This is a genomic window from Halorhabdus sp. CUG00001, assembly GCF_009797925.1.
Classification (GTDB): domain Archaea; phylum Halobacteriota; class Halobacteria; order Halobacteriales; family Haloarculaceae; genus Halorhabdus.
On record NZ_VOLB01000001.1, the window covers coordinates 86718 to 111797 of the forward strand.

Here is a 25080-nt window from a genome sequence, read left to right on the forward strand (position 1 = left end):
TCACTTCCGGCCTCCGGGAAAGCCGATTCGATTCAGCGACGATACCGACGGCCGCCAGGCCAGCAACGCCACGGCAAGTACGAAGATTGCTGTCGAGAGATCGTAGCCACCGGCGTAGACGAACCCAGCGATCGCCGAGGTGCCGCCGATGGCACCGGTCAGCGGGAGAACGACGGCGGCCCACACGCACGAGACACACGAGAACAGTCCAAGTACGGCCGGCAGCATGCCGGCTGCTTCGACGACAGTCGTGTATACGAGGTACGACAACGTAATATATCCGATCGTCTTGAACGGAAGCAACGTCACCAGCACGCCGAACGCGTCGATAGAAAGTGCCGGTCCCCAGCCGGGTGGAAGCGACAGTGCGGTGATCGAGACACTCACGCCGCCCGAGCCTGCAAGTGAGACGAGTCCGCTCAGGAACGCCAGCACGAGGAAGTAGCCGGCGGCCAGGGTCCCTGCCAGCAGTTGTCGGCGGCGAGGAGCGGTCGGCGGCCGGACGCGGACGAGTGCCCACAGCGAGACGTTGATCCAGACGAACGGGTAGCCGTACAACCGCAGTGCTGCGAGGTTCAGCAATTGGGAGTCGCTGACGAGGAGATATCCCAGCAGGAGGAGCGCCTCCGTGTTGATTAGCAACGCACCCCACAGCAACGTTCCTTTCGAGGGCACCACTCGCGAGTGTCCGAACGAGACCGCGCTCATACGGCCAGGGTGTCGATCACGATCGCGACCAGGGCAGCCCCGAGGAAGGCATTCGAGGCGTGAAAGGCCCGGAAGGCCGCGGCTTTCGTTCGCTCACGGTGCAATCGCAGGACGGCCCACAGGAAGACGGCTCCGACAGTCGCGACCGTCGCGCCGTAGATCACGCCCAGATTCGCCAGCGCCGCGAGCCCGCTCGCGGCCAGCAGCGTCGCCCCGAGGTACAGCAGGATGTGCTTGCGGGTCTCGGTCTCGCCGCGGACGACGGGCATCATCGGGAAGCCACCGCGTTCGTAGTCCTCGCGGTAGGCAAGCGCCAGGTTGTAGAAGTGTGCCGGCGTCCACAGAAAGACGATCCCCGCCAGCGCGAGGCCGGGGACGCCGAACGTCCCAGTGACGGCGACCCAGCCGATCAGTGCCGGAAGCGCGCCGGCGAACCCGCCGATGACCGTATTCTGGACCGTGTTAGGTTTGAGCAAGAGCGTGTAGACGACGCTGTAAAAGAGGATCGCCGAGAGGCCCAGTGCAGCTGCAAGCAGGTTGATCGAGGCGAAGACGGCAAGCGACAGCGCCGCCAGCGCGACGCCGAAGGCCACCGCGTTCCGGATGGGGATCCGGTCGGTCGGGACCGGTCGATCCGACGTACGTTCCATTCGCTTGTCCCGGTCGCGTTCGAGGACGTGGTTGAACGTCCCGCTCGCGCCGATCGCAAGCACACCGCCAGTCAACGTCGCCAGGACCGTCCCGACCGTCAATGCCGGCCCCGCTGCCAGCGCCATGCCGGCGGAAGCAACGAGACAGAGCAACCACATCAGTCGCGGTTTGGTCAGACTGATGTACGCGCGAAGGGTCGTGATCGCTTCGTGGATGGGACTCCGGTCGTTCTGGACTCCGACATCCGGGGTCCCACTGTCGGGCCCCTCGTCGGGCGCTGGAGTCGGCGTGGGTTGGGCTGTTCCGCTGTCGGCTGGATCGCCGTAGGCGACTTCGAGGTGCCAGGCCAGCGCGAACACGAGCGAGCCGAAAATGGTCATCGCCACCCCGAGGTGGACGGCCGGCGAGAGCCCGGCCGCGCCAGTGACTGTCACCACGGCCCCAAGCGCGATCTGGATCGGGAAGAGCACGACGGCGACGACGAGGGCGGTCCGGACCCGCCGATCCGAGACACGGCCCAAGCCCACCACTGCACTCAGCAGGACCGCGACGCCGACGACTGCTGCCAACAGCCGATGGCCCCAGGCGACCAGTAGCGCCGGCGACTCGGCGGAGGGGGCCTGGCAGGCCGGCCAGGTCGAACAGGTCGCGGCGGCGTCGGCGACTGAGGCTGTTGCCCCCGCGAGGACGAGCAGATAGACGCCGACGATCGTCCCGGCCAGCAGCGTCGACAGCGGGACGTCATCGATCCGGTTCCGTAACACTGGTTCTCGTTTCAGTTCCGTCCCGGGCGATACTTAGGCTTCCCCCCGCTGCAACACTTGTCGGGTTTGCCAGTCGACCGGTCGCCCGCTGTCCGCCGGCCAAACGGCCCCAAGCGCTGGTTACACTCCATTCGCTGCTCGAATGCTGGGAGGAATCACCGAAATTCGCCGCATAAACGCTCTTTATGACTGGCTGTCCCGAAGCAGGCATATGAGCGAGACGCGAACCGGGCTGGTCGCCGCGTTCACGCTGGCGGGGCTTTCGACACTCGTCCCCACCGTGGCGGCCCAATCGGGGTCCTCGACGACGGACGGGCTAATCTGGGGGCTCAATATCGAACTGCTGGCGATCGCCATCCCGATCACGCTGCTCGTCGAAGGGATCCTCATCTACACGGTCTGGCGATACCGTGCTGGGAACGTCGAGAAAGCCATGCCGACGCGGGAAAACCGCCGTCTAGAGATCACCTGGACGGTCGCGACGGCGGTCGTGTTGCTGTTTGTCGGTGTCGCCTCCTACGGTGTCCTCGCTCAGGATCACGTCACGACGACCGGGCAGTCGGCCGAGGCCGACGGGGACACACTCGAAGTCCAGGTCGTCGCCGAGAAGTACGCCTGGACGTTCGAGTATCCCGAGCACAACGTCACAACTGGGGGCACGCTCGTTCTCCCGGTCGACCGCGAAGTGCGCCTCAACGTCACCTCCAAAGACTGGTTGCACTCCTTTCACGTGCCGGGGATGGGACTGAAACAGGACGCCTTCCCCGAGCAAGCCAACTACCTGGTCACCGAGCCGACCAAGACCGGCAAACACCAGCTTTACTGCGCTGAATTCTGCGGGGCCGGTCACTCGGGCATGCTCGGGACTGTCGACGTCACGAGCCAAGCCGCCTTTCAGGATTGGCTCGACGAGCAGTCGAACTGAGCCCAGTCGCTTTTGTGCTGCCGTCTCGTCACTGCATTCGATGACTCGGTACTTCGAGGACTTTGCTGTCGGTGACCGCTGGACTGCGGGACCACGGACTGTCAGCGCCGAGGAGATCGTCACCTTTGCCGAACAGTTCGATCCGCTGCCGATGCACGTCGAAGGCCACTCCGAGGGCGGTATGTTCGACGGCCTGATCGCCAGCGGGTGGCACACCGGCTCGCTGACGATGCGTCTCGTCGTCGACGGCGTGCTGGCAGATTCGGCGGTTCGGGCTGGCCTGGGGGTCGACGACCTCCGCTGGCCGACACCGGTCGAGCCCGGCGAGGAACTCACCGCGGAGATCGAGGTTGTGGGCGTCGAAGAGTTCGACGACGAATGCGGCCGGGTCGACCTGCGCGTGACGACCACAAACCAGCATGGCGACGTCGTGCTCTCGATGCTTCTGAAGGGGCTGTTCGGGCGCCGAGCAGCGCCAGCCTAATCAGTCGTCAGCCGGGACCGCCTTGGCGGTTGTCGCCTCGGTGATCGCCGGGACGAGGCCGTGTACTGTGGCCGTGGTGGCTTCCGACTTGAGGTCCCGATAGCGCCGTCGAGCCCCCTCGCCGGCCCGGTTTCGCTCGGCTACTGGCCGCCGCTCGAGGAAGATCGATCGGTCGCTGGCTTCGGCGAGATCGAGAACGTGTTCGTCCGCGCCGATCACGGGGTCGGCCAGGACAGTCGCCCGTGCTTGGCGGCAATACTCCCGTGTGTCTGTCAGGGCGCGCTCGTCGGGACCCGAAAGCGGTGGCGTCTCGATTGCGTCGATGCCGAGTTCACGAGCGACCGAGAGTGCGGCGTCACCGCTGGGAAGCGGGCCGACAGTCACCTCGAAGCCGGCCTGCCAGAGCTTCGTCAGGACGCGGGCAGCCGTCGCTCCGCATCCAAGGACGTGAACCTGTGTCCCTCGATCGCGCGCCGGCTCGGCGATGGCGGTCACGTTCGGTGTGCCGGTAACGACGTCTGGCGTGACAGCGGTCTGGGTATCGAAGGCAGGCTGGAGATTGTCGTCGGTCAACACCGTTTCCGGGTCGCCGACGGCCTGGAGCTGCCCGTCGGAAAGCAGTGCCAGCCGATCGCAGTAGCGAGCCGCCAAATCGAGATCGTGAATCGCGGCGACGGCGGTCGTTCCGCCTGCCACGAGATCCTCGACCAGTTCTAGGACCCGCACCTGATGGTTGATATCGAGACTGGCGGTCGGTTCGTCGAGCACGAGCGCGGGGGTCTCCTGGGCCAGTGCGCGAGCGACGTAGGCGCGTTGGCGCTCGCCGCCGCTGACCTCGGTGATCGGGCGCTCACGCAGGTCGCACATCTCGGTCCGTGCCAGGGCGTCCTCGACGGCATCGTGATCGTCGTCGTCGGCGACGATGTCAGTCCGCGAACGGTACGGTGTCCGCCCCATTCGAACGACATCTTCGACGGTGAACTCGAAGGCGACCGAGGTGTCTTGTGGGACAGTCGCGACCCGGCGGGCGACGGCCTGGGAATCGAGACGATCGATCCGGTCTCCGTCGAGGTTGACGCGTCCCTCGTCCGGTTCGAAAACGCCGTTGAGTGTCCGCAACAGCGTCGTCTTGCCGGCTCCGTTCGGTCCGACGAGTCCGAGGAACTGCCCTTTTTCGACCGCCAGTGAGACACTTTCGAGGACATCTACTGCACCCAGCGACAGGGAGATGTCTTCGAGGACGATCGTCGGCTCCGTCTGTGGTGGCTCGCTCATAGCTCGTGTACCTCCCGTCGTCGCAGCAGATACAGGAAGAAGGGGGCACCCAGGGCGGCGGTGACGATCCCGACCGGTAACTCCGCCGGGCCGGACCGAGCGACGGTATCGGTCGCGACGAGGAAGGTCGCGCCCGCGAGTGCGCTCGTCGGCAACAGCAGTCGATGATCCGGGCCGACTAGCAGCCGCATCACGTGTGGGACGATCAACCCGACGAAGCCGATCACGCCCGCGACGGCGACCGCCGCGGCGGTGACGATGCTCGACAGTGCCAGCAGGATACGCTTGGTCCGTTCGACCGGGATGCCGACCGTTCGTGCGTCTTCTTCACCGAGCATCAAGACGTTCAGATCCCGTGCGTAGGTGAGCAACCCGAGGAACGTGATCACTGCCAACGGGAGCGTCACCTCGACTTTCGCCCAGGTGCTGTTGTTGAGGTGGCCCATCAACCAGAAGACGGCCCGATCGAGGCTCTCGCCGGCTTGCAGCAGCGTATAGGAGATCACCGCGCCGAGAAACGTCTGGATGGCGACACCCGCCAACAACAGCGTCGCGACGGGCGTCCGGCCGTTCTCGGTTGCGATCGCGTAGACGACAAAGGCGGCGACGAGCGCGCCGACGAACGCGGCGGTCTGGAGCCCAAGCGGCACGGCGACCGGGAACGCGATGGTCGCTACGGCCCCCAGTGCGGCCCCGGAGGAGACGCCGATAATCGACGGGTCGGCCATGGGATTCCGGAAAAAGCCCTGCATCACCGCGCCCGCTGAAGCGAGGGCAAAGCCGACGACTGCCCCCAGCGCGATGCGAGGCAGTCGCACCTGCCGGACGATCGTCTCGGCCGTCACAGGGACCTCGAAGGCGAAGGGATAGGCGTAGCTCACGTCGACTGTCGGCGAGGAAATCGTGACGCCGAGGATCGCACTCTCGCCCAGTCCAACGGCTACTCCTGCCGGGATACCGACGGCGTTGAGCGTTGCCTTCGCGACAGTGGGCAGCGCTAGTGCGACCGGACCGATCGCAGCGCTCACCACGATAACGGTGAACAACGTCGCGACGAGCCCGACTGTCCAACTCAGGAGGCGTGTGCCGAACCGCATCTGTGAGCAAGTTGAGTTGCATTAGGTAAATATTTATTGAACAAGCCCACAGCCGGGTGTACAATGAAGCGCACTATCGGTAGTGTCTTGCTCGCGGTTGTGTTGCTCGCCAGTCTGGGCGGAGTGGCCTTTGGCCCGGTCGCCGGTCAGGCCGGTGGAAACGAGACGACTGCCAACTGTACGTATCCCATCGAGGTCACCGACGCTAACGGCGCGACAGTGACTATCAAGGAGGAGCCCGAGCGCGTCGTCACGCTCGCCCCGAGTGCCTCGCAGGTGATGTGGGAGATCGGTGCCCAGGAGAAAGTCGTCGGGATGCCGGTCAATCCCTACACCAGCTACCTGGACGGATCGGCTCAGAAGCAAAACGTCGTCGGCCAAGAGGGACAGCCACAGACGGAGACGATCATTGGTCTCAAACCCGACCTCGTGCTCGCCCCGAACATCGTCAGCGAAGATGCGGTTGCCCAACTCCGCAATGCGGGCCTTACCGTCTACCGGTTCGACCAGGCTGCCTCGATCAGTGATGTCGTCGAGAAGACTCGCTTGACGGGCCGGCTCGTCGGGGAATACGACACCGCCCGTGAGATTAGCGCCCGAACGGAAGCGACACTCCGAGCCTATCGGAACGCCACCAGTGGGGCTGAGCGGCCGACAGTCCTCTATGCGATGGGTGGTGGGTACACGGCCGGCCCGCAGACGTTCATCGGAGACGTGATCGACGCCGCGGGCGGGGAGAACGTTGCCGCCGCAGCGAATATCAGCGAGTACGGGATCATCAGCAACGAGATCGTCGTCCAGCAAGACCCCGACTGGATCGTCGTCCCGGAAGGCCGGTCAGTGCCGTCCGGGCCGGATATCAACGGCACGACTGCGATTCAGGAAGAGCAGGTCCTGTTCGTGGACAATAACTTCATCAGCCAGCCCGGGCCGCGCGTGACCCAGCCCCTCGAGACGATGGCGGAGGCGTTCCACCCCGATGGGACCGCCGCGATCAGCGTCGATCCGGCGTCGGTCTCCACACCGACCTGTGAAGCCGATGCCGTGACGCCGACTGCGACGGAGACGGCGACGGCCACCGAGACGTCCGACGTGGACGGCACGGTCACGCTCAAGTCCAACCAGACGATGGGGACGACGACCGACACGACGACGACCAGCGGCCCCGGATTCGGCGTGATCGCGTCGATCGTCGCCCTCTTGGGCGCTGGCACGGCCGCCCGTCGTCGCTGAGTCGATGGTCGTGATGGTGGCCCTCGGCACGCTGCCCGTCCGCGTCGAGCCGCCGGTCACCGTCCTCCTCGCCGTGCTGCTCGATGCAGTGATCGGGGAACCGCCTGAGACAATACATCCTGTCGCGATATTCGGGCGAGCGATCGCCGGGCTTGATCGGCGGTGGCCGAGCCCACGGCTTGTCGGTCTTGCCATCGCGACGCTGGCTCCCGTGAGTGTGGCGGCCCTCGCCTGGCTGGCAGTCTCGGCGCTCCCTCGCGTCGTCGGCACCGTTCTCGCCGGCTTGCTCCTGTTCAGTTCGATCAGCTTGCGTCGCTTGCTGGGGAGCGCACGCGCGGTGATCGACGCCACCGAGACTCATCCGGGGCGAGCCCGCGAACGCATTCCTGCCCTCGTGGGTCGAAACCCGGAACCCCTCTCTTCGCCTCAGCTTCGAAGCGGTGCCGTCGAGAGCCTCGCGGAGAACCTCGCCGACGGCTACGTTGGGCCGTTGTTGGCCTTTGTCGTCGGTACACAGCTGTCGCTGTCAGTCGGTATCGCGGCGGCCGTCTGGGTGAAGGCCGTCAACACGCTGGACTCGATGCTGGGGTATCGCGAGAAGCCGATCGGCTGGGCGAGCGCCCGACTGGACGACCTCGTGATGTGGCTTCCGGCGCGCCTGACAGCGGTGATACTCGCGGTAGCGGGCGGGAGACCCGGCGCGTTGTGGCGCGCCCGCCAGTTTCGGACCCAGCCGTCGTCGCCCAACTCCGGCTGGCCGATGGCCACGCTCGCGGTGGTCCTCGATGTCCGCCTCGAAAAACCGGGCGTGTACGTACTGCATCCGGACGCACAACTTCCAGATGGCGACACGGCGACGGCGGCGATTCGCGTCGTCGCGATTGCAGGGGCGATCGCGGGACTCGTGTCCATGCTGCTCGTGGCTGTGCCGAGCGTTCCGGAGTCCCTCTTTGCCATGGCAGTGGGGGTGGCACGATGCTAGATGCCTTCCGGGGCGCACTGGGCTTTCTGACGCGCTTGCCGATCGGGCGCGACGAGGCGGCCTGGCACGCGTTTCGCGCCCGTCCGGCGACGTTCCCGCTGGTCGGTTATCTGACCGGCGGCCTCGCGGCGCTCCCACTGCTCGTCCCGGTCTTCCCCGCTACCGCTGCGTTCGGTTTTCTCGTCTGGCTATACGTCCTCACCGGGATCAATCACCTCGACGGCATCGCGGATCTCGGCGACGCGGCGGTCGTCCACGGCGACCGTCAGCGCCGCCGCGAAGTGCTTTCGGACACGACTGTCGGTGTCGGCGCGCTCGCGGCGGTCGGACTGGTGTTCGTGGGACTGACGACGGCCGGCTACGAGCTGGCGGGACTGCCAGCCCGTGTCGCGCTGGTCGTCGTTGCTACCGAAGTCGGGGCGAAGTGTGCCGTCGCACTGGGGGCCTGTTTCGGGTCGGCTACCCACGACGGCCTGGGCGCGCAGTTTACCGACGGGCTCGATTCCCGGAACGCTCCTGGGCCGGTCGTCGTTGCCCTTCCTGTGGCCGCCCTGACGTGGCCCGAGCCGGCGGCCGCCGTCGCGCTCCTCACGGCGGTGGCGACTGTCGGGCCGATGGTGTTGTGGGCTCGACGGACGCTTGGCGGCGTCGACGGGGACGTACTGGGTGCGACCGCCGAGATTGCTCGCCTCGTCGGGCTGCACGCGGGGGTGATCGCGTGGACGCTCTCCTGATGTGTGGCGGTCGGGGTACCCGCCTGGATGTCGGCGGCGAGAAACCGCTCGTCGAGATCGGCGGGCGAGCGTTGGTCGATCGCGTCGCCGACGCACTCACGGCAAGCTCGATCGATCGAGCCTACGCCGTCACGTCACCGAACGCGCCCCGGACGCGCGAGTATGTCTCCCTCCCTCGGATCGATGCCCCTGGCGACGGCTACGTCCCGGACCTACAGTACGCCCTCGACCGGATTGGGCGTCCGGTGTTGACTGTCGCCGCCGATCTGCCGTTGCTCGCGGCCGAAACGATCGACGCTGTGGTAACTTCCCATGAAGGTAATTCGATGACAGCCTGTGTTCCAGTGGCCCTGAAACGACGCCTCGGCGTAACGATCGACACGACGGTCCCGGCAGACGGCCGGGACCTCGCCCCCTCGGGCGTGAACGTGATCGCGGCGGGCGACCAGGATCGACGAATCGTCTTCGAGACGCCGCGGTTGGCGGTCAACGTCAACCACGTGCGAGACCTGCAGGTGGCAGAGGCGCTCCGTCGATCGGAGGTACTTCCGTGACGTTCGTCCTCGTCGCCGGGACGACCGAGACCGCACGGATCGACGGGATTAGCGCGGCCGGGGCCGATCCCGAAGCGATGGCGGTGACGCCGACGGCGGACGCCGAGATCCTGATCGAGGGGAATGTCGTCGATGCGCCGGCCGTCCCGGTCAGTCCGTCCGGCTGTCCTACACCGGCGCTGGTGACGCGGGCCGTCCGTGAACTCGCTGGGTTCGACGCCAGGGTGATCGACGCCGGACTCGCCACCGCGCCCGGAATCGACACGACGACTGTTGCCGAACGCCCGGGCGGCGACGTGCGCACGGCGGAACCGGTTCCGGACGCAGACGCGATCTGGGAGCGTGCCAGGGCCGTCGGCGAAAAGATCGCCGAACAGACTGCTGACCGAGTATACGTCGGCGAGACGATCCCCGGCGGGACGACGACCGCGTTCGGGGTCGCCCAGGCGCTTGGCGTCGATCTGTCAGTCTCCTCGTCGTTGCCCGAGAACCCGCTCGAACGAAAACGAGCCGTCGTTCGGGACGGTTTCGACGCAAGCGGAATTGAGGCGGGCGAACTGGCCGGCGAGCCCCAGCGGGCCGTCCGTCGGCAGGGGGGTCCAGTCCTGGCCGCCGTTGTGGGTGTGGTCGAGGGCGCACTGTCGGCCGGGGCGTCGGTGACACTGGCGGGCGGGACGCAGCTGCTTGCCGCCGCGGCGCTGCTCCGCCACGCAGGGGTCGACGCCGGTCTCGAACTCGCGACGACGGCCTATGTCGCCGCGGACGCCACGGCGACCGTCCGCGAAACCGCCGCTGCGCTCGATCTCTCGCTCACGGTGACCGACCCGGAACTGGGGGACTGTGGCCACGCCGGCATCGAGCGACTTGCCGCCGGCGAGGGTAAAGAGGGCGTCGGGATGGGCGGCGCGCTCGCGTTGGCCCGCCGTCGCGGGGTCGAACTGCAAGCGATTCGGGATCGCACCGAGCAACTCTACGATCGATTCCTGGGGGATATTTGAGATGGAGCGAGCGCACGCACACGATGTCGAGCGCGTCCAGCACGGCAGTAGCGACGATCCCGACGTGCTGGATCTGAGTGCGAACATCAATCCACGAACGCCGGACGGCCTCCTAGGGGTCTACCGAGATGCCTTCGAAGATGCGCGACGCTACCCGGCCGAACCGCCGACTGCCTATCGCGAGACGGCCGCCGAGTACGTCGATTGCAACGGCACACAGGTCGTCCCGACGCCGGGTGGCCTGGCCGCGATCAGGCTGGCAATCGATCTTGCCGTCGGCCCGGACGATTCCGTGCTCGTGCCCGCTCCGAGTTTCAGTTCTTACGCCCGCGAGGTCAGATTGCAGGACGCCGAGCCGACGTTCCTCCCTCAGGACGAGATCCTAACGGCTGACCCAGCTGACCACGCGCTGGCGATCGTCTGCAATCCGAACAACCCCACGGGGACGCTGTACGCGCGGGACGACCTACTCGCGTTCGCCAAGCGTTGCCGTGAGGCCGAGACGCACCTGCTGGTCGACGAAGCGTTCCTCGGATTCACGGAGCAGACCTCCCTCGCCGGGACACCGGGCGTCACGGTCGCCCGGTCGTTGACGAAGTTGTTCGGCCTGCCTGGGATCCGGGCCGGCTTCGCCGTGGCGACCGGCGAGGTGCGCGAGGCCATGGTCGCCGCCAGACGGCCCTGGAACGTGAGTGTCCCCGCGCTGGCGACCGGCCGCTACTGCATGCGCCAGTCGGGATTCGTCGCGGAAACGCGGCGTCGGATTCGCGAGCAGCGTGACCGCCTGCGTGACGGTTTGAACGATCGGTTCGATGTCCGCCCGTCGAGTGCGCCGTTTCTGCTGGTCGAGGTGGGCGAGCCGGGTGTCGATGCAGTGCTGTCGACCGCCCGCGAGTACGACGTTGCGATCCGGGATGCACGGACGTTCCGCGGGTTGGCGAATCACGTCCGGATCGCTGTTCGGGATCGAACGGCGACCGACCGGACGCTTGAGGTGTTTGCGGATGTCTGAGTACTTCGAAACCGCCCGATCGGAGGGCGTCCTGCGACTTGCTCGACCCGAGACGCGGTGGCTCTCGACGGGTTGGGACGGCGGGTTCTGCCGGGCCGAAGCGGCATACAACTGTACGGTACCGAAGGGATGGGACCCTGGCGACATTCGGGCGGACGTTCAGGATCGCCTCGACCGGGCTGACTTCGACGCGGCGGCTGGCCCGATCCTGCTGACCGGCGTCGATCAGCGTCACGCCAGCGGGGCACGGCTCGGTCCGGTCACCGTCTTCGCGACCGTCGGGCTCTCGAACCCCACGACGCTGCCACTTGAGCCCGACGAGCGCCGAGCCGGGGTTGTGGAGTGCGAGGAGACGGACGAGTCGCCCGAGACCGGCACAGTCAATCTCGTCGTCGGCACGACGCGGTCGCTGACGGACGCGGGGATGGCCAATCTGGTCGCGATCGTGGCCGAAGCGCGGACGGCCACGCTCCTGGAACTGGTCGGGTTCACCGGGACGACCAGCGACGCGATCGTCGTCGCGTCTGACCCTGCTGGCGAGCCCACAGAATACACGGGAAGCGCCACGCCCGTCGGGCGGGCCACGCGAGCCTGTGTCCGGGCGGCGATCACGGCGAGTTTCCGGTCGCGATACGAGGAAACTGACCCGCCTGCAAGCGTCCAAGCGGCCGAACACGGGCAAGCCACAACTGCCCGGGCGGAGGTGTTCGAGCCGTGACGGGGCTGGTCGTTGGCGGGACGGCATCGAGCGTCGGCAAGACCGTCGCGACGCTGGCGATCATCCGGGCGTTCCAGCGCGAGGGGCTGACCGTTCAACCCGCCAAAGCCGGCCCGGACTTCATCGATCCGAGCCACCACGAAACCGTGGTCGATCGCCCGTCCCGGACGCTGGACACCTGGCTCGAAGGCAGGGAGGGACTGCGACGGAATTACCACCGCGGCGAGGGCGACGTTTGCGTGATCGAGGGTGTGATGGGCGTCTACGATGGGCACCGATCTAGCACCGCCGACGTGGCCGACGCGCTAGACCTGCCGGTCGTCCTCGTCGTGGACGCCAGTGCCGGGGCCGAGAGCGTTGCGGCGACGGCGCTTGGCTTCCGGACGTATGCTGCCCGAACTGACCTGGATGTTCGCGTCGCGGGGGTGATCGCCCAGCAGGCCCACGGCGGGAGCCACGAGCAGGCAATTTGGGAGGCGCTGCCGGCGGAACTCCAATATTGCGGTCGGATTCCACCGGACTCGGATCTGGAAATCCCCGATCGGCACCTGGGACTGCACCTCGGGGACGAAGCGCCGATCGACGAGAACGCGCTCGACGACGCAGCGACACACCTTCGGACGGACCGCCTGCGAGCGATTGCAGAGGAGCCGGCTCCGGATCCCGGTCTGCAGGACGGTCCCGCGCTGGGTGACCAACCACGCGTGGCCATCGCCCGGGATCGGGCGTTTCGGTTCGTCTATCCCGCTGTTCGGGAGCGTCTGGCGACCGCTGGCGATCTCGTGACGTTCTCGCCGGTAGCCGGCGACGGTCTCCCACCGGCCGACGCCATCTACTTGCCTGGCGGGTATCCCGAACGATTCGCCGCGGAACTGGCCGCGAGCCCGACGCTTTCCGCCCTCGCTGACCGGGCGGCCGAGGGAGTACCGATCTACGGCGAGTGTGGCGGATTCATGGCGCTGGCGGACTCGTTGCGGACGACTGACGGCAGACGCCACGATATGTCGGGGATTCTCCCGGCAACGGTCGAAATGTGCGAGCGCTACCAGGCGCTTGGGCACGTCGAGCTCTCGGCCGATCGACGGACGCTGACCGCCGATACGGGCGATTCCCTGCGGGGTCACGAGTTCCACTACTCGCGGGCCAGCCTCGACAGCGATGCGACCCTCGCGTTCACCGTCGACGGGGAGGGTATCGCCGACGGACGGGACGGACTCACCGAGTACGAGACGCTGGGAACCTACGCCCACGTCCACGCGGCGAGTGGCGCGTTCGATACGTTACTGGAGCGATTACGATGACACGAGACACTACCGAAGACGAGGCATCGACGACCGACGAACCGACAGCGCCGAGCGACCAAGACGCGGTGCCCGACACCGAGCCGATCGAACCCGCCACACCCGAGGCATTCGGCCTGGTCCAGGCGTGGTGGGGCGACGGGAAAGGCAAGACAACGGCCGCCCTCGGGATGGGTCTGCGTGCGGCCGGCCACGGCTATCGCGTTCACGTCCTCCAGTTCATGAAGGGCGGCACGCCATCTGTCGAGGGCGTCCGCGGGGAGTTCAACGCGATCGCCCAGGTCCCCGGCTACACCATCGAGAACACCGGCCACGTGGGCTGGCACGGCTTCATGGACGACACCGACGACGACGAACACGCTGCCAGAGCACGGGCTGCACTCGCTCGCGCTCGGGAGATCGTCGCGGCCACGGCCGAGCGCGATCCGACGACTTCGCTCGATGCCGACGGAGCACAGACGACGGCCTTCGCGCTCGACGGCGAGCCGACTGCTGGCGTCCACATGCTGATTTTGGACGAAGTGCTCTACGCCGCCAACCGGGGGTTGATCGACCCCGACGACGTGCTCGATCTGATCGACGACACGCCCGAAGACCTCGAACTCGTCTTGACCGGTGGCCACGAATACCCGGCGTACCTCGAAGGAGCGGCAGACCTCCTCAGCCACGTCGAAAAGCAGGCCCACCCGCTGGAGGCAGGCCAGCCGGCACGGAAGGGGACCGAGTACTGATGACTGAGGTGGGCTGGCCATGGCGGTGACGCTGCTCGTCGCCGGGACGGCCAGTCACGTCGGCAAGAGCACGATCGTCGCCGGGCTCTGCCGGCGGTTGGCCGATCGGGGCGTCTCCGTCGCGCCGTTCAAGGCCCAGAACATGTCCAACAACGCTCGCGTGGGGTTCAAACCAGACGCCATCGGGGAGAGAGGTGACAGCGACCCAGGGGAGGGCGATCCCGACGCCTACGGCGAGGTCGGCATCTCCCAGTACGTCCAGGCGCAGGCGGCCCGCGTCGTGCCGACGACCGATCACAATCCCGTATTGCTCAAACCGAGCGGGGACGGCGAGAGTCAACTGATCATCGACGGCGAGGCAGTCGGACACTTCCCGGCGGGGACGTACTACGACGAGCACTTCGAATGCGCCCGCCGGGCCGCCCGCGAGGCCCACGATCGACTCGCCGCCCGCCACGACGTGATCGTCGCCGAAGGGGCCGGATCGATCGCCGAGATCAACCTCCAGGATCGCGACCTGGCGAACGTCGAGACCGCCCGCTTGGCCGACGCCGAGATCCTGCTCGTGGGCGACATCGAACGCGGCGGCGTCTTTGCAAGTCTCTACGGCACGCTGGAGCTGTTGCCCGCCGATCTCCGGGATCGCGTAGCCGGCCTGGCCATCAACAAGTTTCGCGGCGATCGCTCCCTGCTCGCCTCCGGGATCGAGGCGATCGAAGAGCGGACGGGCGTGCCCGTCGTCGCTGTCCTCCCCCACGACGATCCCGGGTTGCCCGAGGAAGACAGCCTCTCGCTGCCCGAGGCGGGCGAACGCGGCACCTGGGGTGACGGTGACGGGCTCGAACCGGAGCGACGGGTGACGATCGGCGTCCCACGATTACCACACCTTTCGAACGTGGCCGACCTGGCCCCGCTCGCTCGCGAGCCAGGCGTCCGTGTCACATTTCTGCCCCTCGGAGACAGAATCGGTGACGCCGACGCGCTCGTCCTCCCGGGAACCAAGAATACCGTCGACGACCTGCTCGCGTTGCAGGACGCCCGTCTGGGAGAAGCCGTCGAGGATTTCGAGGGGCCGATCGTCGGGATCTGTGGCGGATACCAGCTACTCGGCGAGGCCCTCCACAACGTCGGCGTCGAGAGCACGACTGCGACGGGGACGGTTCCCGGCCTCGGTCGACTGCCTGTCGAGACCGAATTTTCGACCGAGAAGCGCGTGACTGCCGCAACCTACGAGGCGACGGGTGTCGACCCGATCGCGGGAGTCAGCGGGTCGGTTTCGGGCTACGAGATCCACATGGGAGAGACGACGGTGCGTGCGGACGTTCCGCGGCCGATCGAACCCGAGAGTGCCGCGAGCGGCCGGGCCCTCGGCACCTACCTCCACGGCTGTTTCGAGAATCGGTCGCTCCGGACGGCGTTTCTCGATACCGTCTTCGCGGACGCCGGCGTCGAGCGCCCGGATCGCTCACCTGCCGAGGCCGATCCGTTCGACGCGGCGGCTCAGTTGGTCGAGCCGATCGACGCGTTCGGACTGGTCCCGGAGTTCGAAGGATCGGGTGTGCGTGACCAGTAAGGCGTTTACCCCTGGGCCGACGACCAACCGATATGGTCGAGAACGTCATCTGGCCGGCGGCCCTGGACGTGCGACTTACGCGCAGCGAGGGCCGGCGCGTCGCCGAGGATCTGGCGGTCGCAGAGCCGACAGTCGACGAGATTGCACAGGCAGTCCAGCAGGTGGGGTACGACGCGGTGATCGAACGCGAGAAGACCTATCCACGAGAGTACGAGACTCGCGGACGAGTGCTCGTCAAGGATGCTGACGACGCGACCAAAAGCGACCTCCTGGGGGCCGTGGCGGCTTACGTCGCCGCGATCCGTGAGTGATGCGCCGGGCTGGCGAGGTTCGGGGGCTGGCCCAGGGCGTGGCTGTCTTGCAGTGTGAAGACGAGACATATCCCGACATTGGCACGGAAGTCATCGACGAGTCTTTGGAGACAGTCGGCCGCGTCGTGGATGTTTTCGGCCCCGTCGAACAGCCGTATCTCGCCGTCACGATCGGCGATAGCGTCCATCCGCCTACGCTCGTCGGTGAGACGCTGTACGCTCGCTGAGAGCGGCGAGCGAAACTGCCGGTCGGAACGGAATCGCTTTTCCCGCCCCCGCGATTTCCCCGTGACATGGATCGGAATCCAGGGCTGTGGCTGGCGGTCTCGATCATCGTCGGGATCTTTCTGGCTGTCCAACTCGGTGCGCTGGCGCTGGTCGAACCGCTGAAAGGGGCTGGCCTCCAGCCCGTCGAAGACCCGCAGGATCCGACGAACAGTCTGTTGTACATCCTGGCGATTCTCGTCATGACTGGCGTGATGCTCGCTGCGTTTCGGTACAACGGCGAGTGGGCGATTCGTGGGCTGATCGTCCTCACTGGGGTGTACATCTCCTGGCTCGTCTTCTCCATTCTGGTCCCGCCAGTCGTGACACTCCCGGTGGCCGGTGGCGTGCACGTTCTGGCGGGGGCGGGCGCAATCGCGATCGGCGGCGGATTGCTCGTCTATCCCGAGTGGTGGGTTATCGACATCGCCGGCGCGGTGATGGGTGCCGGCGCGGCCGGTCTGTTCGGCATCACGTTCGGTGTCTTGCCAGCGCTGGTCTTGCTGACCGTGCTCGCGGTCTACGACGCCATCAGCGTCTACGGCACCGAGCACATGCTGACGCTCGCAGAGGGTGTGATGGACCTCAACGTCCCCGTCGTGCTGGTCGCGCCGACGACGCTTGGCTACTCGTTCATCGATGACGACGGGCCGATGGACGGTACCGAGTCGGCAGAAACCGAGACCGCCCACCAGAACAGTGAAGACGGCGACACTGACGCCGAGGATGCCTCTTTCGACGACCGCGACGCGTTGTTCATCGGGCTGGGCGATGCCGTAGTCCCGACGGTACTGGTCGCCTCGGTGGCCTTCTTTGCGCCCGCGTCGGTCCCGACGGTCGGCATCGGTGGATTCACGACCGTACTGCCGGCCGCTACGGCGATGGTCGGCACCTTCCTCGGGCTGGCTGTCCTGCTGTGGATGGTACTGAAAGGCCGTGCCCACGCAGGATTGCCGCTGTTGAACGGGGGCGTGATTGGAGGATACCTTCTCGGTGCGCTCGCAAGCGGCCTTACCCTCCTCGAGGCACTCGGCCTCGCACCGTATCTCTGATCACATTGCGTCGCTGGCCGGCGCGAACGAGATCGACTCGCCGACCCCTGCTTTTCTGGCTCGTTCGTAGAGTAGTCCGGCGGCGGCGACTGTCTCGATCGCCGTCCCGCCGCTGTCGAAAACGGTGATCTCTCGATCGCTGGTGCGGCCCGGCGCGTTCCCGGCCACGATATCCCCCAGCTCGGCCTGGACGTGGCCTTCGTCGATCGCCCCTTCGGATTTGGCTTGCAGGTATGCCCCGGCGTCCTGTTCGAGGCGGGCACGCAGGTCCGGGACGTACGTCGCTTTGGCGACCGTGTGTGCGTCGATTTCGCGTTTCTCGGGATGGTACTGGCCCATCGCCGTGACGTGGGTTCCGGGCTCTAGCCACTCGCCGTCGAAGACCGGCTCGCTCGCCTGCGTTGCCGTAATGACGATGTCAGCGTCGACCACTGCCTGCTTTGGTTCCGTGACGGCTCTTACCGCTGGATCGAGTTCGTTGCCCATCTCCTTGGCGAAGGCCTCGCGGTGGGCCGGCGTCGGAGAGTAGACGTGTACCTGCTCTAGATCACGGACTGCGGCGGCGGCCCGTAACTGGCCGCTGGCCTGTGATCCACTGCCGAACAGACCAACTTGGGTCGCATTCTCTCGGGCGAGGGCGTCGATCCCGACGGCTCCGACTGCCCCTGTCTTGTGCGGATTCAGGCTGGCACCGTCGAAGACAGCCAGGGGTTCGCCGGAGTCGGCGTCGAATACCGGGAGCACGAAGTGGGCGTCACGCTCACCGAACCCCGCCGCATAGGTGTACCCACCCATCACGCCCGAATCGGGCAGAACTGCCAGATACCCAGTTAGCATCCCCGGCGGGTCCTCTGCCCGCAGCGTCGTCCGTGGCTCGGCGGGCGCCCCCTCCCCGCGCTGTCGGTAGCCGTCTCGAACCGCCGCGACGTATTCCGACGGTGTCGCCAGAGTCGATACGTCTTCACTTTCGAGAAACAGCGCTTCACTCTCGGCCATACGCTTTCGAGGCGTGGCACACAGTTAGGCGTCTCGCCCACTTTTCCCCGTTCTGTCTTGGTATTACGTACTGAATTTACCAGCGTGCCGAACGTATCTCTCTATCCGGCGAATATGAATCTCGTGTATTTGTCTGCTTTCTTTTCACGCTCTTTTGGTCGGCGATCAAATTATACTCCTTGATAATGTGGGAGTGGCCTTTATTTGTCTGTCGTGCCCAGACATAATTAGGAGGCATCGTGTGGCAAAACGCCACCATGAAAACCAATGAGTGCAAAGCCTACGGACGATACGGCCGACATGCAGCGCCACCAATCCGGCGACCGCTACGCACCGCTCCGTCTCGATTCCGACGAGTTCGTCATTTACGACCGGGAGGATCACAAGGCTTGGGTACAGTCGTCCGTGGCAGTCACACTCGAAGACTATCGCTGACGAGTAGTGCCGTTTTCGAAATTTCGGGCGAGCGTCCGAGTTAGTGCCACGTTCCGTCGCTGAGCCAGTAGGCAACGATCCCACGCCAGGGTCCAAGCAGCACCAGGCCCGTTGCGATCGAGACCGCCAGAAAAATCGCCGAGAACGAATCCGGCGTCAACGGCGACCAGCGGAGTACCTGTGCGATAAGTGCGGCCGTAATCCAGGCAGGGATGGTCCAGGACACTGCCCGGAGGACCGACCGCCGGGCGTCTTCGGTGTAGAGACTCCCCAGGAACGCGGCCAGCACCCACCCGACGAGAAACGGGACGAGCGTTTCCAGCATGCCAGCAACGTTCGATAGCGAGCCCTGGTGGGCGCCGACTGTTCCGATCACGACGAACGCAGCGATCGCAACCAGGTCACCTGCTGCGAGGATAGCTGTCGCGGCGGAGACATCGATGCGGTTCCGGAGTGTGGCGGCGACAGACACCATGTCCCAAGCGACTGTGGCCCACAACTTGGGCGTTCCCGTTTCGATCCGGGGACAGCCACTTTACCGGCCGGTTCGTCACGCCGGTGTGGACTCCGAAATCCTGGCCTGGCCCCCGGCCAATGTGACACTCGATCTCGACCACGAACGGTTCGCCTACGCGGGGAAGTTCGTCATTTCGAGTACGGGCAAAGCCGTCGTTCGTGACGATGGCGTGATCGTCGCCGCCGTGGCGTTCGACGCCGATCGGACCGACGAAGACTGTCTCCGGGTCCGGTACGTGACGGTCCGGGACGATCTCCGCGGCGAAGGTCTCGGTTCGAGGCTGCTCCGATACGTCGTCGCTCGTGCCAGCGAACGCGGCTACGACGAAGTACGTGCCGGCGTCAACAATCCGATCGCCTACGAAGCCTTCTACAAGGCAGGTCTCGCGTTTACCGGCGAGCGAACGGGCCTTGCCGAACTCGTCTGTTCGACAGCCGCCGATCGTGACGGCCAACGGTATCGCGACGGACTCACCATCTATCGTGACCGCGAGTTGAGCGAGCGCCAGCGAGCGTTCGTACAGTCCCAGGAGGGGGCCGACCCGCCAGCGATCGTTCCCGCCCCCGCGGGTGCGGACGGCGAGCCAGCGACGGGGGATTCAAACCAGCGTGGTACCTAATCGGCGGCGATGGGAAACGCCGATCTCCGGGACATCGCGGCCATCGAATCGATCGCTTTCGAGGAGTTGGCTGGCTCGATCGTCGCCGTCGACGCCCACAACTGGCTGTATCGCTACCTCACGACGACGGTCAAGTGGACGAACGACGACGTGTACACGACGACCGAGGGCAAAGAAGTCGCCAACCTCGTCGGCGTCGTCCAGGGATTGCCGAAGTTCTTCGAGCACGAAGTCACGCCCGTGATGGTGTTCGACGGTGCCGTCACGGATCTGAAAGACGACGAGGTACAGCGCCGGCGCGAGCAGCGCCAACAGTACGAAGAAGATCTCGAAGCGGCCCGCCAGGAAGGTGATGCGGTCAGGGTCGCACGCTTAGAGTCCAGAACCCAGCGCCTCACCGATGTCATCCTGGAGACGACACGGGATCTTCTTGAGTTGCTCGACGTGCCTGTCGTCGATGCGCCGGCGGAGGGCGAGGGACAGGCTGCTCACATGGCCCGCAACGGCGACGTCGATTACGTCGGCACCGAGGACTACGACGCCCTCCTCTTTGGCGCACCCCGGACCCTTCGGCAACTCACGAGTTCGGGCGCTCCCGAACTGATGGACTTTCAGGCCACCTTGGAGGAACACGACCTCTCTTGGGAGCAACTGGTCGACGTTGCTCTCCTCTGTGGGACGGACTTCAACGAGGGCGTCCACGGGTACGGCCCCAAGACTGCTGTCGAGGCCGTCCGCGAGCACGGCGACCTCTGGGGCGTCAGCGAGAGCGAGGATGTCTACGTCGAGAACGCCGATCGGATCCGCGACCTCTTTCTCGATCCTGCCGTCACCGACGCCTATGCTTTCGAGACGGACCTCGAACCGGACCTCGACGCCGCCCGGGCGTTCGTCACCGACGAGTGGGAGGTCGAGGCAAGCGAGGTCGAACGCGGGTTCGAGCGCATCGAGTCCTCGCTCGTCCAGACGGGACTGGACGACTGGGCGTGAGCGCCGTCGCTGTCATTCCCGCTGTTCGAGTGCGTCGGCGATGCGCTCGTGTGCGCGGACGAACCGCCAGAGGAGGTAGAACACGAGGAGGACGGAGACGAGATTCAGCCAGAGCAGTGGCATCCCCGCGACGAAGAGGCTGTAGGCGAACGTCAAGACGATGCCGCCGACGACGAGGATGGCGACGAGGTGACGACCCTCATCGTTGACCATAGTCGCGGTTTCAGGGCCGACCTGATGAATCTGCCGTGTGTCTGCTGAGACAACAAGTCGACCAGCAGGGTTTTCCCAACGTACTATCCTCTGTTCCGTATGTATCCCCGCCGTGGCCGGCTCGTGGCTGTGGGTACCCTCCTGGTTGTCCTGTTGGCGACGATCACGCTCGTCGCTGCCCCACGGCCACCACCCCAGCCGCTCTGTGACGTCTGCACCGACGACGTGATCGCGGGCAGCGACGTCGAGTCCTCAACAGTCACGATCCAACTCGACGAGGACGGGGACGGACACTGGACCGTCACACTCGATCCGCGCGCGAACGCGAACGTCAGCCGGTCGGCCGTGTGGTCGGCGGCCGAGAATGCACTTCACGGTCACCGTGGCGAGGCCCAACCGCGGAATCTGTCGGTAAACACGAGCGCCAACGCTGTCGTCGTGACCTACGACGTTCCGCGGATGGGACATCGGAGTCTCGGCGGCGTCCTGGTCGCCGATTATTTCCACTCACAGGGTGAGGGCAGTCGCTGGTACGCTGTCAATGCTGACCGGCTTGTCATCACCGGTCCCGTGGGAGACACACTCGCCCGGGCACCTGCGAAGCATCGACTCAACGAGACAGCGATCGCGTTGGATGGAACGTACGGCGATTCTTTCGAGCGAACCATCTCGCCGGGTTGGTATCTCGCGTTCGCCGAGGACAGGGGCGTCTTCACCAGTATCGCCGCTCAGCTCGCAGTCAGCGTCGACGTCGCACAGCTGAAAGGCACAGCTGTCCCGAAGACAGTCGCCGTTCCGACGGTCCTGCTCGCGGGCTGTCTCGCACTCCGTAATCGATTGCGTGATGTCGTCGCCGACGCCTCGAAGACGAGGATCTTGGCCTCCATCGGCGTGATCGCCGGGCTGGGCGTCGCTTCTGGGCTCGCACTCGGACTGGATGGGGCCACCTTCACGCTCCTGTTGAGCGCGTCCGTCCTCGCTCCGATCCTCGCACTCTCGGCCGTCCTGATTGGGGTCCAGTATGCCTTGCTCACAAGGCAGTTCGGTGTCGACGTTGATACCCGGTGGCTCGTCCGGTCGGGGGTCGCCGTCGCGGTGGTGGCGCTGATCGCGGCCCCGCTGGTCGCCGGGCAACTCGGACCGATTGCGAGCGGGTACGGGAGTGCGGTTGCGGTCGTCACGGCGACGCTGTTCGTCCCGCTCGCACTCACCGAACAGCGGTCGGAACAGTGGCTACTCACCGGCGTGATTTTACTCTCACCGCTGTTGGTCGCCGTGGGGTGGGCTCCGTACGGGAGTTACGGGGATATGTATGCACCGGCGATCTTCGCTTTCTGGGCACTCATCACCGCGGCGCTCGGTATGGTCGCGTACATGATCGGACGATCGAAGAACTCTCCTCGGCCGCCGGCTCAGTAGAATTCCCGGACCAGTCGATCGGCTCGTTCAGGCGCGCCATCGGGAATGTTCGCCATATCCGCGTCGGTTCCCTCGTGATCGCTGAACGGGACTGATTCCTCGTTCTGGTAGAGGGCACCGATGTGCTCGGTACTCGGGTCCATGATCTTGTCGCGAGCCGCCTGGTAGTCTCCGCTGGAACACTCGTTACCGGCCGATTCAACTCGTCGTGAGTTCCATTCGCTCGACGGTCACATCGTATGTTGCTGTATATTGGTTTCCATCAAGCGAGACTGTCGCGGTGATTTCACTCGGTGTCTTGCTAACGAGTGTATCAAATCCGAAATCAGGGGTGTTGATGATATCTCCATCAGCGTCTTTGTTGACTACGTACGCGACTGTGATGGATCGGTGATCCCCATCATGACTGACGAGTACCTCCACTCTTTCTAACGCATCTGGGAATTGATCGCTGAGTTTCTCGCGAACGCCTTCGGCTGCTAGAGATGCGGCTTCGCTGTCCCCCCATGTTTCGAAAGATACGACGCTGTATTCGGCTTGCTCCCGAGTGGGACGGTCATCTTCATCTGTTTGCTTGACGGCGGAGCGGTAACGGACTGAGTCATTTTCTGGAATATACGTGCTGTCACTGTCCGTAACTGCCTTGGAAACATTCATAGCTGTCATTTCACCATTCGTAGCGGTATTGGTACTATCTGACGCGAAAGTTGAAACACAACCAGTAAACAAAATAACGACGGCAATCATTGTCAATAGTATTGGTTTTGTTTTCATACTGAAACGATTGGAGCAGATCGATAAATGTCTTATGCTTGAATAACACTTAGATCCACCGGAATAAGCATTTGTTAGTCGCGTTAGAGAGTGACAAGACCTCCATATACTATAACCAGAGTTCAAGCAGTATTCCCAATTTCTCATGTTGTCGTATTGGCGGTGGTGCAGAATGGCTTTGAGGGTCTAACCCGTTGAATCTTGGTCACCGCTGTCCCGATAAATGGACCAGAGATTCGGGCCGATATCTGTGCAGGATCGACTTGGAGACCACCGTTACTGAAAAATAGAAATCCGGCAGTACATGATGTGAGAAGATTTCTGCACTTCAACTCATACTATCAATATATGAAGTTGAGGCCCAAATATGAGTTAAAAGAAAGACACGTCCAGTTTATTCTCAATCGTTTCAGCTGCGTTACCATATCCTTTTCCACTCAACTCCCAAGAAGCTAAGCCGACTAATTTGTATCCTGAACCGTCCTCATGATACATTGGCCCCCCAGAATCGCCATCTTTTTGAGTCGCATCAATCTGAACCTGATTATCTTCGGCGTCTGTGCCGATAACTGATCCACTCGTATTTCCTGTAGTTCTTCCCTTCTTTTCAATGTTGGCTGTTGGTCCCTCACGTTCAATCCATTCCCAAGTATGACAGCCGTTTATCCCCATAGATGTTGTCTCTCCAGACTTCCTTGCTAATTTGTCTGTAGTGGACGCATTAGAGTTTATACTGAAAAATCCAAAATCATATCTCTCATTGCCTGATTGGTCATTTTTATATCGTTCAGGAGATCCAATAGTTGAACCAGTTGGCTGGCGAATATTACCGTCAGACTCTTCCATAGCATGGCCGGCCGTTGTCATCACTGTCTGGTGCTCTCCATTGTTATCCCAAGCACGGGCACCCGTTGTGGCTTGTTTACTATCCCAAGGCCAAATTCCATCGTAATGTGTTATTTGACAACCTCCCGGAATCGGCCGATAGGTGTCGTTAAATTTTGCGGTCTGTTTGAGTGTCTTTGATTCAACTTCAACTGGAATTGAATTAAATTTGTGGGTTGTACTATGTACCTGGGAACGCCCAGATACTTTTCCCGGTACAATTTGTTCAACATCTTCTATCGAAACTGAAGGTTCCTTCACTCTATGTGAGTTCTCCTCCCTCTTATTCTCGGATGACTGCGTCATTAAATCGTCTTTTTTTCGTTGAGACGGTTCTCTCACCAATTTCTCGGTAGTAAGTTGAATGGAGATGCCCCGTTCAGCTGATGTTCTATCTGTCTGCAAAACCTTTGTTCGAACATCTATTTGTGCATCAGAACCAAATTCTTTCGTTACTTTCTCTTGAAGACCTTTTATTGCATTATTAACGGCATTTATTCGAGCAAGTCTATTCTGATCAATGGTTTTGTATATTTTATCCGTTACTAATTCTCCTTCCTCAGTTATTTCACGTTCAAATGAGGACACATATTTAATATTTTCAGATGTATCTTCTTGTTTTGCGGATACAACTTGTCCGGAGAGTGCCGTTGAAAAGCTAGTAACCACAGTGGCAGTCGATAGTTGTTTTATGAAACTCCGCCTGCTATAACAGTCGCCGCTTTTATCTAACATTTCATAATCAAGTTAGAATGTGTGGTATATATCCATCGAAATTATAATTTATGGTATGGAACAAAGATACTTGCGAACATTCTGAATCTGATGATAAAATACTCTCCAGGGGAGATAAGTTGTCCGGAGA

General features: G+C 63.8%; 29 protein-coding genes. 19 read left to right on the forward strand and 10 right to left on the reverse strand.

Annotated features, from left to right (window positions below; translation table 11 throughout):
• Together FR699_RS00475 and cyoE are read right to left on the reverse strand one after the other, a co-directional pair.
• Complete coding sequence (locus FR699_RS00475) at positions 1 to 708, reverse strand: hypothetical protein (protein ID WP_158853333.1); 708 nt, start codon at positions 706 to 708, stop codon at positions 1 to 3.
• A complete protein-coding gene (cyoE, locus tag FR699_RS00480; protein WP_233263351.1) occupies positions 705 to 2123 on the reverse strand; it encodes a heme o synthase in 1419 nt (472 codons plus the stop codon). The genes FR699_RS00475 and cyoE overlap by 4 nt, the downstream gene beginning before the upstream one ends.
• Positions 2124 to 2334: 211 nt before the next feature.
• On the opposite strand from cyoE, the gene coxB reads away from it, so the two are divergent.
• Positions 2335 to 3048 carry a cytochrome c oxidase subunit II gene (coxB, locus tag FR699_RS00485; RefSeq protein WP_154552302.1) on the forward strand — a complete coding sequence of 238 codons (714 nt, stop codon included), beginning with the start codon at positions 2335 to 2337 and terminating at the stop codon, positions 3046 to 3048.
• 40 nt (positions 3049 to 3088) lie between these two features.
• The gene (locus tag FR699_RS00490; RefSeq protein WP_154552301.1) at positions 3089 to 3532 is read left to right on the forward strand and encodes a MaoC/PaaZ C-terminal domain-containing protein; all 444 of its coding nucleotides are present in this window, start codon (positions 3089 to 3091) and stop codon (positions 3530 to 3532) included.
• On the opposite strand, the gene FR699_RS00495 is transcribed toward FR699_RS00490, so the two are convergent.
• Positions 3533 to 4807, reverse strand: a complete 1275-nt coding sequence (locus tag FR699_RS00495) for an ATP-binding cassette domain-containing protein (protein ID WP_154552300.1) — start codon at positions 4805 to 4807, stop codon at positions 3533 to 3535. It abuts the gene before it with no gap.
• Complete coding sequence (gene btuC / locus FR699_RS00500) at positions 4804 to 5904, reverse strand: vitamin B12 ABC transporter permease BtuC (RefSeq protein WP_158853335.1); 1101 nt, start codon at positions 5902 to 5904, stop codon at positions 4804 to 4806. Before btuC ends, FR699_RS00495 begins: the two co-directional genes overlap by 4 nt.
• Positions 5905 to 5967: 63 nt before the next feature.
• Between btuC and FR699_RS00505 the strand changes: the two genes are divergently transcribed.
• The 13 genes from FR699_RS00505 to FR699_RS00565 all read left to right on the forward strand — a co-directional run bounded on the left by FR699_RS00505 (position 5968) and on the right by FR699_RS00565 (position 17367).
• Positions 5968 to 7137, forward strand: coding sequence for a PGF-CTERM-anchored ABC transporter substrate-binding protein (locus FR699_RS00505; protein ID WP_158853337.1), 1170 nt, complete (start codon positions 5968 to 5970; stop codon positions 7135 to 7137).
• A 13-nt stretch (positions 7138 to 7150) separates the two neighbouring features.
• Complete coding sequence (gene cbiB / locus FR699_RS00510; RefSeq protein WP_158855688.1) at positions 7151 to 8119, forward strand: adenosylcobinamide-phosphate synthase CbiB; 969 nt, start codon at positions 7151 to 7153, stop codon at positions 8117 to 8119.
• Positions 8113 to 8853, forward strand: coding sequence for an adenosylcobinamide-GDP ribazoletransferase (cobS, locus tag FR699_RS00515; RefSeq protein ID WP_154552297.1), 741 nt, complete (start codon positions 8113 to 8115; stop codon positions 8851 to 8853). The genes cbiB and cobS overlap by 7 nt, the downstream gene beginning before the upstream one ends.
• Positions 8853 to 9407 carry an NTP transferase domain-containing protein gene (locus tag FR699_RS00520; protein ID WP_158855689.1) on the forward strand — a complete coding sequence of 185 codons (555 nt, stop codon included), beginning with the start codon at positions 8853 to 8855 and terminating at the stop codon, positions 9405 to 9407. The genes cobS and FR699_RS00520 overlap by 1 nt, the downstream gene beginning before the upstream one ends.
• Entirely contained in the window at positions 9404 to 10405 is a 1002-nt protein-coding gene (locus FR699_RS00525) for a nicotinate-nucleotide--dimethylbenzimidazole phosphoribosyltransferase (protein ID WP_154552296.1), read from the forward strand. The genes FR699_RS00520 and FR699_RS00525 overlap by 4 nt, the downstream gene beginning before the upstream one ends.
• 1 nt (position 10406) lies before the next feature.
• Positions 10407 to 11417, forward strand: a complete 1011-nt coding sequence (locus FR699_RS00530) for an aminotransferase class I/II-fold pyridoxal phosphate-dependent enzyme (RefSeq protein ID WP_158853339.1) — start codon at positions 10407 to 10409, stop codon at positions 11415 to 11417.
• Positions 11410 to 12135 (forward strand): adenosylcobinamide amidohydrolase, encoded by a 726-nt coding sequence (locus FR699_RS00535; protein ID WP_158853341.1) that lies wholly within the window; start codon positions 11410 to 11412, stop codon positions 12133 to 12135. The genes FR699_RS00530 and FR699_RS00535 overlap by 8 nt, the downstream gene beginning before the upstream one ends.
• Positions 12132 to 13436: a cobyrinic acid a,c-diamide synthase gene (locus FR699_RS00540; protein WP_158853343.1), complete on the forward strand. Its 1305-nt coding sequence runs from the start codon at positions 12132 to 12134 to the stop codon at positions 13434 to 13436. Before FR699_RS00535 ends, FR699_RS00540 begins: the two co-directional genes overlap by 4 nt.
• On the forward strand, positions 13433 to 14167 hold the full coding sequence (locus FR699_RS00545; RefSeq protein ID WP_154552292.1) for a cob(I)yrinic acid a,c-diamide adenosyltransferase: 735 nt from the start codon (positions 13433 to 13435) through the stop codon (positions 14165 to 14167). The genes FR699_RS00540 and FR699_RS00545 overlap by 4 nt, the downstream gene beginning before the upstream one ends.
• A gap of 19 nt (positions 14168 to 14186) precedes the next feature.
• Complete coding sequence (locus tag FR699_RS00550; protein ID WP_158853345.1) at positions 14187 to 15740, forward strand: cobyric acid synthase; 1554 nt, start codon at positions 14187 to 14189, stop codon at positions 15738 to 15740.
• 32 nt (positions 15741 to 15772) lie between these two features.
• Complete coding sequence (gene srp19 / locus FR699_RS00555; protein WP_154552290.1) at positions 15773 to 16051, forward strand: signal recognition particle subunit SRP19; 279 nt, start codon at positions 15773 to 15775, stop codon at positions 16049 to 16051.
• On the forward strand, positions 16051 to 16278 hold the full coding sequence (locus tag FR699_RS00560) for an H/ACA ribonucleoprotein complex subunit GAR1 (RefSeq protein WP_158853347.1): 228 nt from the start codon (positions 16051 to 16053) through the stop codon (positions 16276 to 16278). The genes srp19 and FR699_RS00560 overlap by 1 nt, the downstream gene beginning before the upstream one ends.
• Before the next feature lie 66 nt (positions 16279 to 16344).
• Positions 16345 to 17367, forward strand: a complete 1023-nt coding sequence (locus FR699_RS00565; protein WP_158853349.1) for a presenilin family intramembrane aspartyl protease PSH — start codon at positions 16345 to 16347, stop codon at positions 17365 to 17367.
• Here FR699_RS00565 and FR699_RS00570 read toward each other — a convergent pair whose 3' ends face one another.
• Positions 17368 to 18363: an ornithine cyclodeaminase family protein gene (locus tag FR699_RS00570; RefSeq protein ID WP_158853351.1), complete on the reverse strand. Its 996-nt coding sequence runs from the start codon at positions 18361 to 18363 to the stop codon at positions 17368 to 17370.
• A 267-nt stretch (positions 18364 to 18630) separates the two neighbouring features.
• On the opposite strand from FR699_RS00570, the gene FR699_RS13050 reads away from it, so the two are divergent.
• Positions 18631 to 18798 (forward strand): hypothetical protein, encoded by a 168-nt coding sequence (locus FR699_RS13050; protein WP_199268263.1) that lies wholly within the window; start codon positions 18631 to 18633, stop codon positions 18796 to 18798.
• A 40-nt stretch (positions 18799 to 18838) separates the two neighbouring features.
• Here the strand turns inward: FR699_RS13050 and FR699_RS00575 are convergent, their stop codons facing one another.
• Positions 18839 to 19273, reverse strand: coding sequence for a DUF3054 domain-containing protein (locus tag FR699_RS00575; protein ID WP_154552286.1), 435 nt, complete (start codon positions 19271 to 19273; stop codon positions 18839 to 18841).
• An 85-nt stretch (positions 19274 to 19358) separates the two neighbouring features.
• On the opposite strand from FR699_RS00575, the gene FR699_RS00580 reads away from it, so the two are divergent.
• Positions 19359 to 19934, forward strand: a complete 576-nt coding sequence (locus FR699_RS00580) for a GNAT family N-acetyltransferase (protein ID WP_154552285.1) — start codon at positions 19359 to 19361, stop codon at positions 19932 to 19934.
• Positions 19935 to 19943: 9 nt separating this feature from the next.
• Positions 19944 to 20924: a flap endonuclease-1 gene (gene fen, locus FR699_RS00585; protein WP_158853353.1), complete on the forward strand. Its 981-nt coding sequence runs from the start codon at positions 19944 to 19946 to the stop codon at positions 20922 to 20924.
• A gap of 12 nt (positions 20925 to 20936) precedes the next feature.
• Here fen and FR699_RS00590 read toward each other — a convergent pair whose 3' ends face one another.
• On the reverse strand, positions 20937 to 21137 hold the full coding sequence (locus FR699_RS00590) for a hypothetical protein (protein ID WP_158853355.1): 201 nt from the start codon (positions 21135 to 21137) through the stop codon (positions 20937 to 20939).
• A gap of 99 nt (positions 21138 to 21236) precedes the next feature.
• Here FR699_RS00590 and FR699_RS00595 point away from each other — a divergent pair, with 99 nt between their 5' ends.
• A complete protein-coding gene (locus tag FR699_RS00595; RefSeq protein WP_158853357.1) occupies positions 21237 to 22556 on the forward strand; it encodes a hypothetical protein in 1320 nt (439 codons plus the stop codon).
• Here FR699_RS00595 and FR699_RS00600 read toward each other — a convergent pair.
• From FR699_RS00600 to FR699_RS00610, 3 genes are all read right to left on the reverse strand, one after another.
• Positions 22550 to 22699 (reverse strand): hypothetical protein, encoded by a 150-nt coding sequence (locus FR699_RS00600; protein ID WP_233263352.1) that lies wholly within the window; start codon positions 22697 to 22699, stop codon positions 22550 to 22552. The two genes, FR699_RS00595 and FR699_RS00600, sit on opposite strands and share 7 nt — an antisense overlap.
• Positions 22700 to 22754: 55 nt before the next feature.
• Positions 22755 to 23330 carry a hypothetical protein gene (locus tag FR699_RS00605; protein ID WP_158853359.1) on the reverse strand — a complete coding sequence of 192 codons (576 nt, stop codon included), beginning with the start codon at positions 23328 to 23330 and terminating at the stop codon, positions 22755 to 22757.
• 372 nt (positions 23331 to 23702) lie between these two features.
• Entirely contained in the window at positions 23703 to 24950 is a 1248-nt protein-coding gene (locus FR699_RS00610; protein WP_158853361.1) for a trypsin-like serine protease, read from the reverse strand.
• Positions 24951 to 25080 lie beyond the last annotated feature (130 nt).

Bases quoted from the DNA above. Each gene is read 5' to 3' on its own strand.
- FR699_RS00475 (WP_158853333.1), bottom strand. From the start codon at position 708: ATGAGCGCGGTCTCGTTCGGACACTCGCGAGTGGTGCCCTCGAAAGGA.
- coxB (WP_154552302.1), top strand. From the start codon at position 2,335: ATGAGCGAGACGCGAACCGGGCTGGTCGCCGCGTTCACGCTGGCGGGG.
- FR699_RS00490 (WP_154552301.1), top strand. From the start codon at position 3,089: ATGACTCGGTACTTCGAGGACTTTGCTGTCGGTGACCGCTGGACTGCG.
- FR699_RS00495 (WP_154552300.1), bottom strand. From the start codon at position 4,807: ATGAGCGAGCCACCACAGACGGAGCCGACGATCGTCCTCGAAGACATC.
- btuC (WP_158853335.1), bottom strand. From the start codon at position 5,904: ATGCGGTTCGGCACACGCCTCCTGAGTTGGACAGTCGGGCTCGTCGCG.
- FR699_RS00505 (WP_158853337.1), top strand. From the start codon at position 5,968: ATGAAGCGCACTATCGGTAGTGTCTTGCTCGCGGTTGTGTTGCTCGCC.
- cbiB (WP_158855688.1), top strand. From the start codon at position 7,151: ATGGTGGCCCTCGGCACGCTGCCCGTCCGCGTCGAGCCGCCGGTCACC.
- cobS (WP_154552297.1), top strand. From the start codon at position 8,113: ATGCTAGATGCCTTCCGGGGCGCACTGGGCTTTCTGACGCGCTTGCCG.
- FR699_RS00520 (WP_158855689.1), top strand. From the start codon at position 8,853: ATGTGTGGCGGTCGGGGTACCCGCCTGGATGTCGGCGGCGAGAAACCG.
- FR699_RS00530 (WP_158853339.1), top strand. From the start codon at position 10,407: ATGGAGCGAGCGCACGCACACGATGTCGAGCGCGTCCAGCACGGCAGT.
- FR699_RS00535 (WP_158853341.1), top strand. From the start codon at position 11,410: ATGTCTGAGTACTTCGAAACCGCCCGATCGGAGGGCGTCCTGCGACTT.
- FR699_RS00545 (WP_154552292.1), top strand. From the start codon at position 13,433: ATGACACGAGACACTACCGAAGACGAGGCATCGACGACCGACGAACCG.
- FR699_RS00550 (WP_158853345.1), top strand. From the start codon at position 14,187: ATGGCGGTGACGCTGCTCGTCGCCGGGACGGCCAGTCACGTCGGCAAG.
- srp19 (WP_154552290.1), top strand. From the start codon at position 15,773: ATGGTCGAGAACGTCATCTGGCCGGCGGCCCTGGACGTGCGACTTACG.
- FR699_RS00560 (WP_158853347.1), top strand. From the start codon at position 16,051: ATGCGCCGGGCTGGCGAGGTTCGGGGGCTGGCCCAGGGCGTGGCTGTC.
- FR699_RS00565 (WP_158853349.1), top strand. From the start codon at position 16,345: ATGGATCGGAATCCAGGGCTGTGGCTGGCGGTCTCGATCATCGTCGGG.
- FR699_RS00570 (WP_158853351.1), bottom strand. From the start codon at position 18,363: ATGGCCGAGAGTGAAGCGCTGTTTCTCGAAAGTGAAGACGTATCGACT.
- FR699_RS13050 (WP_199268263.1), top strand. From the start codon at position 18,631: ATGAGTGCAAAGCCTACGGACGATACGGCCGACATGCAGCGCCACCAA.
- FR699_RS00575 (WP_154552286.1), bottom strand. From the start codon at position 19,273: ATGGTGTCTGTCGCCGCCACACTCCGGAACCGCATCGATGTCTCCGCC.
- fen (WP_158853353.1), top strand. From the start codon at position 19,944: ATGGGAAACGCCGATCTCCGGGACATCGCGGCCATCGAATCGATCGCT.
- FR699_RS00590 (WP_158853355.1), bottom strand. From the start codon at position 21,137: ATGGTCAACGATGAGGGTCGTCACCTCGTCGCCATCCTCGTCGTCGGC.
- FR699_RS00595 (WP_158853357.1), top strand. From the start codon at position 21,237: ATGTATCCCCGCCGTGGCCGGCTCGTGGCTGTGGGTACCCTCCTGGTT.
- FR699_RS00600 (WP_233263352.1), bottom strand. From the start codon at position 22,699: ATGGACCCGAGTACCGAGCACATCGGTGCCCTCTACCAGAACGAGGAA.
- FR699_RS00605 (WP_158853359.1), bottom strand. From the start codon at position 23,330: ATGAAAACAAAACCAATACTATTGACAATGATTGCCGTCGTTATTTTG.
- FR699_RS00610 (WP_158853361.1), bottom strand. From the start codon at position 24,950: ATGTTAGATAAAAGCGGCGACTGTTATAGCAGGCGGAGTTTCATAAAA.